Genomic DNA, 12,383 nt, shown 5'->3' on the forward strand with positions numbered 1-12,383 from the left:
TCGCCACAGGGGATCTTCATCAGCCGCCGCGTTTTCAGGTGGCAGGTGGCAGCTCATGGCTCAGGCTCAGGCTCACTACTTTCAGGCAGCACTTACCCCCGTGGCGAGGGAGCTTGCTCCCGCTCGGTGGCGTAGCCGCCGCCATACAGCTGAATGCGGATTACCTGGCACGCTTCAATGGCTGTATCGGGACGGCTGCACCGTCCAGCGCGAGTAAGCTCGCTGACCACGCAGAGACTAATACCTGCTTTCACACTTTATCCCTTCACAAATTTTTCACCCGCGCCAACCAGCGTCTAAGCTTCAGGCAAGTCCGATCAATCTGCGTGAATGGATCAGTCGACTATGGGCGCTTTGTGGCAAACCGATTCGAGTAAAACTGTGGTGCCAACTGAGAACGTGGACGAAGCGCCTTTACCACCGAAAAAATCACCCCGCCGCCGTTATGCCTGGGGGTCGTTCTGGCTATTGCTGGTGATCATTCTGATCGTGCTCGGCTTTGCCATCGAAAAGGAGGTCCGCACCTCCAGGTTCCAGGCTCGCGAGTTCAGCCGGTTTGCGGCGTCGTTGAGTTATTCGATGCAGCCGGGCCCCAGCGACTCGATTTTCTACCCCGGTGCCGGTCCTTTCGACAAACGCCTGGGCTATAGCGCCTTGGGCGAGTTTTTGCCACGCCTGCTCAAGCGTGACTACGTGATAACCGCGCAATCCCGATTTTCACCGAAGCTGCTCGAGTACAGCCTCAACGGCTTTTTCGTGCCCTATGCCGAGAAAATCCAGGCTGGCCTGTCGATCACCGACTGCACCGCTGCCCCGTTGTATCAATTCAAGTACCCGCAACAGTTGTACTCGAGCTTCGCGACGATCCCGCCGCTGGTGACCCATAGCCTGCTGTTCATCGAAAACCGTGAACTGCTGGACCCTAAACAACCCAAGGCCAACCCCGCCGTGGACTGGCCGCGTTTTGCCAAGGCCGCCTGGTCGCAGGTTGCCAAAATGCTTCACTTGCCCGGCCAGACGGCCGGCGGCAGTACCCTGGCCACCCAGCTGGAAAAATACCGCCACTCGCCTGACGGCCTGACCGTGTCGGGCGGCGAAAAAATCCGCCAGATGATTTCCGCCAGCGTCCGCGCCTATCAAGGTGGCCCGCAGACCCTGGCAGCCCGGCAGAACATCGTGCGCGACTACCTCAACAGCGTGCCGTTGTCGGCCGTGCCTGGCCATGGCGAAGTGCATGGCATGGCCGAAGGATTGCGGGTCTGGTACGGCGCCGACTTCAATCAAGTCAACCAGGCCCTGGCCAGCGATGCCACTGACTCGGCAAGCCTGGCGCAACGCGGCCTGGCCCTGCGCCAGGTGTTGTCGCTGATGATCGCCCAGCGCCGGCCGTCGTACTACCTGGCCAAGGGCCGGGAAGAATTGGCGGACCTCACCGATAGCCATATCCGCCTGCTGGCCCAGAACGGAGTGATCGACAGCGCGCTGACCACCGCAGCGCTCGCCAGCAAGGTGAGCTACCGCGACTGGCTGCAACAACCGACCATCCAGCCGATTGAAACCAACAAAGGCATCAGCGTTGCGCGCAGTCGCCTGGCCTCGATACTCAACCGCCCGCTGTATGACCTGGACCGTCTCGACCTGTCCGCCACCAGCACCTTGCAGGGCGATCTGCAAACCCAGGCCAGCGCCTACCTCAAGCGCCTCGCCGACCCGACCTTTGCCGCCGAAATCGGCCTGTTCGGCGAACGCCTGCTGACCCCCACCAGCACCGCACAAGTGCGCTACAGCTTTACCTTGCTGGAACTGACCCCCGACGGATCGCGGGTACGGGTACAAACCGACAGCACCGACCAACCCTTCGACATCAACGAAGGCAGCAAACTGGAACTGGGGTCCACCGCCAAGTTGCGCGTACTGACCACTTACCTGCAAATCATGGCCGAGTTGCACGACCGGTACGCGACCAAGACCCCGGCCGAACTGAAAACGGTCGAAGTCGCCGAGCAGGACCGGTTGAGCCGTTGGGCCGTCGACTACCTGATCCAGAACACCGACCGCAGCCTGCCAAAAATGCTCAGCGCCGCGCTGGACCGCAAATACTCGGCCAGCCCCGGCGAAGCCTTTTTCACAGGGGGTGGCCTGCACACCTTCCATAACTTCCGCAAAGAGGACAACGGTCGCCTGCCGACCCTGCGCGATGCGCTTCGCGAGTCGATCAACCTGCCCTTTATCCGGCTGATGCGCGACCTGGTGCGCTACACCACCTATTCGGGGCCTGAGAACAGCGGCCAGTTGCTCAAGGATGACGTGAACCCGCGGCGCCAGGAGTACCTGGCCCAGTTCGCCGACCGCGAGGGCACCTCGTTCCTGCTCAAGTTCTGGAAGAAGTACCAGAAAAAGGACACCCAGGCTCGCCTTGATACCTTCCTGGACAGCATGCACCCGACCCCGATTCGTCTGGCCGCCGTGCACCGCTACCTGCTGCCCGAAGCCACTCAGGAGAGTTTCAACAGCTTCGTGCGCTCCCACCTGAAAACCGCCAAGACCAAGGAAAATCTCACCGACGAACGCCTGGAACGGCTCTACAACAGCTATGGCCCGGGCTCCTATGACCTGCCCGACCAAGGCTTCATCGCCAAGGTTCACCCACTGGACCTGTGGCTGATTGGCTACCTGATCGATAACCCCGACGCCAAGTTCAGCCAGATCGTCAAAGCCAGCCAGTTCGAGCGCCAGGAGGTTTACAGCTGGTTGTTCAAGAGCCGGCACAAAAGCGCTCGCGACAGCCGCATCCGCACCATGCTGGAGATCGAAGCGTTCCTGGACATCCACCAGCGCTGGCAACAAGTGGGTTACCCCTTCGATCACCTGGTGCCGTCACTGGCCACGGCCATCGGCAGTTCCGGCGACCGCCCCGCCGCCTTGGCAGAGCTAGTGGGGACTATTCTCAACGATGGCGTGCGCATGCCGACGCTGCGTATCGACACCCTGCACTTCGCCCCCGATACCCCCTATGAAACCAGATTGATCAACGACCCTGACAAGGGCAAACGGGTGATGCCTTCGGAAGTGGCAACCGCATTGCGCGAAGCGCTCTCGCAAGTGGTCGACGCCGGTACGGCAAGACGCGTGGCGGGCAGTTTCAAGCTGGCTGACGGCACACCGCTGGCCATGGGCGGCAAGACCGGCACCGGCGACAATCGCATCGAAGCCGTCGGCTCTGGCGGGCGGATTCTCAGCTCCAAAGCGATCAACCGCACGGCGACCTTTGTGTTCTATATCGGCGACCATCACTTCGGCACCCTGACCGCCTTCGTTCCGGGCGCATCGGCGCAGGACTTCAAGTTCACCTCGGCATTGCCAGTACAAGTGCTCAAGGGCATGGCGCCGATTTTGTCACCGTATTTGCAACCAGGCACCCACACAATGTGCCAGCCAACCGTGGCGACGGTGGGTCATTAAGCGAAGATCAACGCAGGGGGGCGACGTGGCGGTAACTATGTACTTTCAACTCTTTGTTTTTTGAGGTTTGAGTCGGAACCCGCGCTGTTTCAAACCAAACTTTGAGCTTTTTCCGGGCAACATGTTTACCTAGCCTGATCGTTCCACAATTGATCAACGGACGATCATGCAATGCCCAATCCACCCATGACGAATCAAAGGCCTGACCACCTCTCAAGCGACCTTCCCGATAAAAGTGTCCACTTTGAGTTGGTCAAGAAGGCCATCCCCTCCTGGTTGTCAGATGCGTCAATGTCACGTGTCACAGCGCTAAAAACCGACAATCTGACGATTCCTGACTGGCAGAGGGGGGCCGCGCAAAAGCAACATCGTCGCTTGAAGAATGGCATCAAGCTCAGTTGGACCGCGCAGAATAACGTCGATAAGGCACTGAGCGATCTACAGGATGTCTACACCTTTGCCAGACCCTTGCTGCAAAAGGCGTTGAAGGAGCGCTTCGGTGTCGAGGATGACGTCGAGGACACTTGGCTGCGACTGTATGCGCCGGTGAAAACCCCATGGTGGGTGCATGACTTTTCAGACGGCACCACCAGTCGAACCGTCTCGCTGCTGGATGCTGCCCTGCACAACTTTTCCCGCGACGAAGCATTTAGCCAAGACTCTGAGTTCATCACCCGCCCCGACGTCCGCGGACATTTCGGGGTCAAACCACTCAAACACAAACTGAGCATCGATCAGTTCAAGTCACTGTGCCGCGAACTGGACATTGGCGCCCAATACGAACAGCACTTGAATAAGGTTTTGCTGTCGACTAACAAGGTGGCCCGCAATGTCCTGCGCCACAAAGTCATGATCAGCCAGAAAAGCACGCTCAATGTCGCGGCGCAAATGGCCCTGATGAAGCAAGACATTGACAGCAAGGTCTATGGGGTGGTGCTGGACATGCTCGACGACCGTGCGCGAGTGGAATGGAACGGTCGAGCCGTCGGCTATTACAACCTGACCCTGATGGACGTGTCCCTGACGGGTATTGTCCTGATCGCCGCTATCGATATCTCCACCGCCACGACTCCCGTCCCCATGATTGCGTATGTTCCCCATGACCCGGAACACCCGCTCAAGCAATACCCGTCAGCGCTCGATTTCATGGCTGAGCTGACGCGGCAGTTACGAGGCGAAGCGCCCGCCACGAGCTATCAAAAGTTCTTCAGCCAGTTTGTGAGCCATCAACAGCGAGGACATTTTTTTGCCCGTTTGAATGACCGTCTGAGCACGGTGAAATGGCAACCGACACCACCGGGGTCCAACTTACCGAGCTGGCGTGAAACGCCTGTGGATAACCCCGACCTGCAATTTAGCCTGTCGAGTGTGCGGGATGATCGTCAGACCCGCTTCAACGGCGATCTGTGGGGCTACTTCTATCGGCAGAAACTCAACAAGATTCTCAACGACGCACGGGAAATCGCGATTTCCACCCAGTACGCCGACCGCATGGCCCGTTGGGCCTGGTGGGACAACCTGGAGAAAATACTCTCGGACATTCTCAATGTCGCGTTGCTGGTGGTCACACCCTTTGTGCCCTTTCTCGACGGACTGATGCTGGCGTACACCGTTTATCAACTGACTGACGAAGTGTTCGAGGGCATTGTCGATTGGGCCGAGGGGCGCTTCGCCGAGGCCGCTGAACAGGCCATCGACGTGCTGGAGAGCGTGGTCCAGCTGGGTGCCTTTGCCGCTGGGGCGCAAATCGGTCATGCCGCTCGCCTCAAGCTCTCACCGTTTGTCGAAGGCATGAAACCCGTCACCCTGCCCGACGGCCAAACCCGCCTGTGGCATCCGGATCTCACCCCCTACCAACAGCCGGACCTGGCCGTGAAGAAAGATTCCATTCCCGATGCCCAGGGCCTGCACCAGCACCAGGGCAAGCAAGTTCTACCGTTGGAAAACCAACACTTCGAAGTGCAAAAAGATCCGACCAGCAAGCAGTACCGCATCAAACACCCTCAGCGCCCGAACGCCTATGCCCCCGCCCTCAAACACAATGGTCACGGCGCCTGGGTCAGCGAAACCGAAAACCCGCGCGGCTGGCAAACCTCGAAACTGATGCGTCGCCTCGGACACAGCGTAGACGCCTATACCGACCGACAGCTGGAGCAGATCCGCCGCGTCAGCGGTACCGACGAGGCCGTACTGCGCAGGATGTACGTCGAGAACGCGGCGCCACCGCCGCTGCTCACCGACACCCTGCAACGCCTCGATGGACACACAGCAATCACGACTGCCCCGCTGGAGGCTGACATCCGCCTGCTTCAGCGCGACTTCCCCGATCTTCCAGTCAGCGTCGCGGAAAAAATCATGGCGCAAGCCTCGACGTCCGAGCGACAAAGGATGACCACTCAGGATCGTCTCCCACTTCGACTGAAAACCATGGCTCGCGAACTTCAGCTAGAAACCCAAACGGTTCGAGCCAGTCAGGGCGTGTATAAGGAATCACTGGCCAACGTCGACACTGAACGATTGGTGTTAGGGTCATTGCGCCTTTATACCGACCTGTTCGGCGACCTGCGAATCGAGATCCGGCAGGGAACAATCGATGGAGCGCTTCGTTGCAGCGCGGGACCAGAGGACGCAACACTGGTGCGAGTACTGCTTACAGACGATTCGGGAAAGTACCAATTGCGTGATGCCGAAAATTCGATACTCCTTGATGCCGGTAACCTGTACGAGTCAATACTCCACGCATTGCCTGGCGAGCAACAGGACTCACTGGGCTACAAACCCGGCGACGGCGAGCGTTTCAAACAGTGGGTCCTCGCCAAGACCGCCGCCCCCATTGATCGCCGAACAATTCTCGCCGAGCCGCCCATTCGCCCCGTGGCTGAGCACGAAACGCTGTTACTGGTTCGCGGCGCCGGGCTCAGCCTGAGTGGCGTGACATTGCACGAGCGCATTCAGGATCTTCATCCCCATTTCAGCGAAAACGAGGTCAACACGTTTGCCAATGCCCTGATCGCACAAGGTGAACCGCTCCGGGCCATGGATGCACAGGAAAACGACTTCGAAGAGTTGCGGGGGATCCTGCACCGTTGGGAGTACCAACAGCCCCAATACTGGGGTCCTGGCGCTCATGGTTTTCGTGACGGTGGCGGGCAACACATCGCCGAACGCTTGATTGATTGTTTCGAGCGCAAGAACATCGATCTTGGCAGCCGAACCGATCCATCCTCCTACGCCCTCGACCTCTCCAGGGAGTTACTGCCACTGGACCTGGAAACCTGGTGGAGCAAACGCCCGGAACTGAAAAAATTTCTCGATAAAATCACGGTGCTTAAACTCGACAACACACGAATCTCCAGCGGCTCGAACGGCTTGCTCAAAGACTTTCCCAACCTTCGCGAACTCAGCGTCAAAGGTTGCGATCTGACTCATCTACCCAAAGGCATCGGTACCATGCACCGCCTGGAGCGCCTGAGGTTGAGTGACAACAAGATCGTGCTGGACGCTCCCGCGGTCGAACAGTTGAGGAACCTGACCTACCTGGAGATACTCCGTCTCGACGCTAATCCGCTGGGCAGGCTGCCGGACATCGGGCGTATGCCCCGACTGAAGGTTGTGGGACTGAGAGACACTGGCATCGCCACCTGGCCCTTGGGTACCTTTGACAAAATCAGACCGCGCGGATTCTTCCTGGATATGCGGGATAATCCGATCACACTGATTCCCGAGGTGGTCCCGGGTTCGTCAGATGCGTGGGTAGTGGCTCGTACCCGCCTGGATGTCGGCAACCTGTCGGAGATCAACCAGGTGCTCTATCAGCAGGTACGCAAAACCGTAGCCCTGCCCCCCGAGCCCGCCGTTCGATTGCCCGGCGAAGTGGTCTATCCGACAGACGATTCGATATGGACCAATGTGCCTGGAGTGGGTATCGATCGGGCGGCATTTTGGGAGGACCTGAAACTCGAACCCAACGCCGGGCCTTTTATGGCGGTGATCAGCAGCGCACAGCAATTCGCCGATTATCGGGCCGGCGGCCAAGCCCGGACACAACTGCTACAGCGCCTGTGGCGCATGCTCGATGCCGTCTACATGGATACCCGCCTGCGGGAAAAGCTATTCACCATGACCATCGCCCCGGTGGACTGTGCCGATGCCGGAGCCCAACTGTTCAACCATATGGGGATCCAGGTGATCGCCTCTGAAGCGTATCTGTATTCAACCGATCCGGTGCAGCTTGAACAGAAACTGGTGACCCTGGCCGAAGGCGCGGCACGGCTGGAGCAGGTCAATGACATTGCCCGCAGCGACATCGATTCCCGGGGGGGCAGCCCTGACGATGTCGAAGTCTATCTGGCCTATCAGACCGGGCTCGCACAGCGCCTGAACTTGCCTTGGCAATCGGAAGGCATGCTCTACCGACCGGTATCGGGCGTCACCGACGCAATGATCGATCAAGCCTACGATACGGCACTGTCACTGGGTGAGGGCGACGGTCTGGTCAACCGCATGCTTGAGCAAGAATTTTGGGAGACCTATCTGCGCAAGACTTACCCGGTGCAATTCGAAGAAAACACACGACTCTATCTGAGTAAATTCGAACAACTGGAGACGTTACGAACCACACAGCACGAATGGGTCAATTCGGCACAGTTGACCGAACCTCAACGCATGGATCTGAGAAACCGACTCAATGATCTGATGAACGATTTACCGGTTCCATCGACAGTGGTCTTTGCCGATGAACCGATCAGCGACGCGACCTTCGACCGCCTGCTGGTGGACCTGGGTTATGAAGAAAGCGAGCTGTCGAGACGCTTTACCCGAGCCGCCCTGCGCAGGGCCAAGCAGTAACCGCACGAGTCTAGCCAGCCTGGCGCAAGAAACCGCCGTCAGGCTGGCCGCCCGTGTTGCCCCCACCTCAGACTTCCGAATCCCAGATCACCGTGATGTTGCCGACATAGCGGCCTGACACGCCCGGCTGCAGGAGCTGATTCACGTAATAGGGCGACATTTCGAAATGCAGGATGCCGGGGGCCCGATCAACGTAGAACCCGGGTTGGAACACCTGACGTTCCTGTCCCAGCCCTATGCGTAATGGCTGACGCTTGACCGGTTGCCCGGCCATATCCGTCAAGCCATTGGGCAGACTGACACTCACCTGCACCACGGCTTCACGTTCTGAGACCGGGTCACGAATCAGGCAATTGAACAGCAGGGTTCTCTCGCATTCCAACAGCATCTTGAAACGTGATGACGCCGAGATGTTGAAGGTCTGGTCCCGAAACAGCCGCACCGGCTTGCGCCCCGCCTGCAACCAGCTTTGCCAGCCACCTGCGGGTACCAACTGGATTTTTTCGCCACCGGGTGGAATGTCGACCTTGAGGGTGTGCTGCACGTCAAGGTTGAAGTTCAGGGTCAATGCCGAACTGCTTGGCAACATGACATCACCAAAATCGAAATCGCCATTGGGGCCGACGGTATAGGTCAACGATCCGAGGTAGTGTCCTGAAGACATGCCCAAGGGGTTGGGCGTCTCCAGTTCGTAGGCGAAGTCCAGGTGATCGAAACGCATCCATGGCACGTCAAACTTTGCCTGCTTCGCGCAGACGGCTTCCTCCGGGGTCTTCCAGAAAAAATCGTAGGTGGTGGTGCTGTACCAGCCCACACCGCTGTAGAGACAGGGTGGGGGAGTATTCACCCAGCTCGATCCCCATAGAAGGTTATGCGCAATCCGATAGTCATCGGCCCCGCCCACCAACTGCATCACGTCATCGGTCACAGACCTCGAACCGATGCCAACAACTCGCACTCTGACCTTCTCGGGCTCGCGGGTCGTTTCGTGATACACGGTCAGCTCGCGCCATTGGGCTGGCGCTTTCAACATCGCCCCCTGCCGCTCGGAAGCATGGTTGGCCAGGATCGGTGAACGTGAATTGAATTGAATCGGTACCTGCAGGCTGAATGTCTCATTCAACTCACACTGGCTCGGGTAATTCCCGCAATAACCACTGGGTGGCGTGGTGTTCTTGAACTTGTTGAGGTGCGGGTACGCCGAGTCCGGTTTGAACACGGCGGTGATCGAAACGTCTTGAGCCCGGGCCGGACATGCAATCACGCAAGCCATTAAAACGCCCCACAACCCACGACGACTGAGTGAAACAAGAGAGCATGAGACGTTCATCAATGCAGAATCTCCGATAAGCCTATTTAACCCGGGAGGCGGATGCCAGCCCGCTGTCTCCACCTTGCAAGCGTCAGGTCAGGCAACAGGGATCAAGGCGCTGCGGCATTGAAGGTCAAATGGACACTTCCATAGTAATGACCCGGCTTGTAGCCACCGGCTGGCGTTTTTGGCTGTATCACCAGGGGAAAGCGCCCGCCCGCGACAGCGTGCTCGGCAGAGACCACTTCCCGAGGCAACGGATCATGGCTCAGCTCCTGGCCGTTGAAGCTGACACGCAAGTAAATGTTCTGATCATCACGCCCGTTGGACAAATAGGGCTCATTCTCCAGCCGTGCCTGGATCGCACTGGTGTCGTGCTTGACATCGAAATTCTTGCGCAGCCCTTCCAGCGTCGAGGTGTTGATATTCCACGGCAAGGTCTGTTCGAGATGAATCCAGTTCGTCTCGGCCGGTGTGACGTAAAACCCCAGTGTCGGAATGTCCACCGAGACCTCGAACCTATGTTCTTCCCGCGCGGCGAATGCCAATGAACTCATCAGCGCCACTACACCCACCCACAGGGCGATGGCCGATTGCTTGATCATGTCAGGTACCTATTGCGTCAAAAACAAAGCGGCGAGCAACCGATGGTCATTCGCCCCGGTCGGTCGTTATTGGCTGGCAATGCGCACCGTTTTTTTGGAGTCGCCTTCGACCAGATTGAAGCGGTATTCACGCCCCGCTTTTTTCTCGAACTCGAAGGTCTTTCCCGCCAGGACGTGGTGCTTGGTGGTCGGCTCGCACTCGGTTTCGTTTTTCAGCGAGCAGTTGCGGAACTCATCGACCAGCACCACGGTGTTGCCGTTGTTACGCAAGCGGTAAACGCCGGCACTGTCATCGATGACGCTGTCGAAGCGGCTGTTTTTCGGACGCACGAAGAACACCGTACCGAAACCGGTCATGACGTTGACACCCGCCGACAAGTTCTCTTTGTAGGCGTCCCGTTCTTCACTCGACACGGCGAACTCGTCTTCTTTCTCCGGCACCACTGGCACGAAACGCACGCGAAAATAACGCTCGGTGTCACGGTCGCCCATGTGTAACAGACGCGTGCCCTGCATGCCTTTGGCCGGCACGATCAGGCGCGCGGGGCTGGCCATCAAGCCATCCCGGCCACTGCCGTCTGCCTGGGTCTTGACCGGTATTTCCTGGTGACCGCCCTCGGCGTCGTAAACGATTTCCAGGATGTTGACCTTGACGAACGCCGTGCTGTCGCCGCTGTTGAATACCCGCTTGAGGTAGGTGCTTTTGTCGCCATCCAGATAGTCGTACACCGTTCCCACATTGATCTGCGGCCCGGCCTGGATCGCCAGGGAGAATCCGCTCACGCCCAGCAGTACTAATAAACGCTTCATTACCTAAACCTCGTAACATTGAACTCGACACTGGCTCGACTCATCGATGCGCAGCCCATCAGACTTCCGAATCCCAGATCACCGTGACGTTGCCGGCATAACGGCTTGCCACGCCGGGCTGCAGCATGAATTCCATCTGCCGCTGTGGGATTTCGAAATGCAGGATTCCCGGCGCCCTGTCCACATAGAAACCAGGCTGGAACTGCAGTGCATTGGCCGCTCCCGCACGTAGCCTCTGGCGCTTGACCGGTTGCCCAGCGCTGTCCATCAAGCCATTGGGTAGACTGATGCTGACGCTTAGTTCGACCGAACGTCGCGAGACCGGATCATTGAGCATGCAGTCATAGGGAAACCCGCCGAACTCGCACTCCAGTTGCATCTTGAAGCGTGACGACGCGGAAATATTGAAAGTCTGGTCACGAAACAACCGCACCGGACGACGTCCCGCCTGCAACCAGCTTTGCCAGCCACCTGCGGGGACCAACTGGACTTTTTCGCCGCCGGGGGGAATGTCGACCTTGAGGGTGTGTTGAACATCCAACACAAAATCCAGGGTCAGGTCGGAATCGTTCGGAATCATGACGTCGCCGAAATCGAAATCACCGCCAGGGCCGAGGCGATAGCTCAAGCTCCCGGTGTAGAGTCCCGACGACATGCCCAACGGATTGGGCGTGCGCAGTTCGTAGGCAAAGTCCAGATAGCCATAGGTCATGGCAGGGATCGGAAAATTGGCCACTTTTACGCAAGCGCTTTCATCTGGGGTTTTCCAGAAAAAAGCGTACGTACTCGCCCCATAAAAACCCATCCCGGTGGTTGTGCAGGGAGGCGCTGGATTCACCCAGCCTGCACCTTTCCATAACTGATTGTGCCCTTCTCCTGCATTCGAGGCTCCGGTCAGATTGGCGGCCGTATCACTCAAGACATAATTGGAGCCAACGCCGGAAATACGTACCTCGACTGTTTCAACTTCTCCCGTATCCGCATTGGTGACCGTCAATGAACGCCATCCCCCCGGCACTTTGAACATTGCACTGTTGCGCGGTCCGGCATCGGCTTCAATTGCCTTGTTCGACTCGAGTTGCGTCAGCAAACGGATACTGAATGTATCGCTGTTGCGACATATATCGGGGTAGTACTCACAGTAGCCAGTGGACGGTGTTTTATTGATGAACTTGTTACTTTGCGGGTTGGCGGAGTCTGGGGTAAACAAAGCCCTGATTTCCTGGGTAACTGCCCCTACCGAGGGCGAGGCAACCATTGTTAGCAGCCCCAGCCAACGGCCACACCGAAGCAGCCTGGGCAAAAAAGTCGTGAGATTCATGAATGCACTCTCTGCATGATCCGAG

Annotated in this window: 6 protein-coding genes; 2 read left to right on the forward strand and 4 right to left on the reverse strand. The window is 58.2% G+C overall.

The features are described from left to right. Nucleotides 1–345 precede the first annotated feature (345 nt). A complete protein-coding gene (locus AC3WQN_RS14635; RefSeq protein WP_103402046.1) occupies nucleotides 346–3,462 on the forward strand; it encodes a transglycosylase domain-containing protein in 3,117 nt (1,038 codons plus the stop codon). Between the two features lie 171 nt (nucleotides 3,463–3,633). Next, nucleotides 3,634–8,310, forward strand: coding sequence for a dermonecrotic toxin domain-containing protein (locus AC3WQN_RS14640; RefSeq protein ID WP_492589415.1), 4,677 nt, complete (start codon nucleotides 3,634–3,636; stop codon nucleotides 8,308–8,310). A 67-nt stretch (nucleotides 8,311–8,377) separates the two neighbouring features. Here AC3WQN_RS14640 and AC3WQN_RS14645 read toward each other — a convergent pair whose 3' ends face one another. From AC3WQN_RS14645 to AC3WQN_RS14660, 4 genes are all read right to left on the reverse strand, one after another. After that, on the reverse strand, nucleotides 8,378–9,583 hold the full coding sequence (locus tag AC3WQN_RS14645) for a hypothetical protein (RefSeq protein ID WP_103402044.1): 1,206 nt from the start codon (nucleotides 9,581–9,583) through the stop codon (nucleotides 8,378–8,380). 149 nt (nucleotides 9,584–9,732) lie between these two features. Further along, nucleotides 9,733–10,227 carry a CS1 type fimbrial major subunit gene (locus tag AC3WQN_RS14650; protein ID WP_103402043.1) on the reverse strand — a complete coding sequence of 165 codons (495 nt, stop codon included), beginning with the start codon at nucleotides 10,225–10,227 and terminating at the stop codon, nucleotides 9,733–9,735. Nucleotides 10,228–10,293: 66 nt separating this feature from the next. Continuing rightward, nucleotides 10,294–11,037 carry a pilus assembly protein gene (locus AC3WQN_RS14655; protein ID WP_103402042.1) on the reverse strand — a complete coding sequence of 248 codons (744 nt, stop codon included), beginning with the start codon at nucleotides 11,035–11,037 and terminating at the stop codon, nucleotides 10,294–10,296. Between the two features lie 58 nt (nucleotides 11,038–11,095). Continuing rightward, complete coding sequence (locus AC3WQN_RS14660; RefSeq protein WP_103402041.1) at nucleotides 11,096–12,358, reverse strand: hypothetical protein; 1,263 nt, start codon at nucleotides 12,356–12,358, stop codon at nucleotides 11,096–11,098. Between the last annotated feature and the right edge of the window lie 25 nt (nucleotides 12,359–12,383).

The sequence above is a fragment of the Pseudomonas sp. FW300-N1A1 genome, assembly GCF_058789115.1.